At 43.3% G+C, this 277-nt stretch carries 1 protein-coding gene; it reads right to left on the reverse strand.

Translation table 11 applies throughout. The features are described from left to right. Nucleotides 1-226 (reverse strand): uS5 family small ribosomal subunit protein (locus FE392_RS22740; RefSeq protein WP_500692709.1); only part of this gene is annotated, 226 nt, incomplete at its 3' end. Nucleotides 227-277: the final 51 nt, after the last annotated feature.

Here is a 277-nt window from a genome sequence, read left to right on the forward strand (position 1 = left end):
ATGGTACAGCGATTAAGTTTTTCTTAGCGTCTTCGATAGCTTTGCGAATTGCGTCTGGTACCTCTTGTGCTTTACCAGTACCGAATCCAACATGACCGTTTTTATCGCCAACTACAACTAGTGCAGCAAAGCGGAAACGACGACCACCCTTAACAACTTTCGCGACACGATTTATCGTAACTACACGTTCTTCAAGTTCTAATTTACTTGGGTCAATGCGATGCATCAATTTTCCCTCCTTTGACCATTAAAATTGTAATCCAGCCTCACGAGCAGC

The sequence above is a fragment of the Xenorhabdus santafensis genome, assembly GCF_033949405.1.
GTDB classification, from domain to species: Bacteria; Pseudomonadota; Gammaproteobacteria; order Enterobacterales; family Enterobacteriaceae; genus Xenorhabdus; species Xenorhabdus santafensis.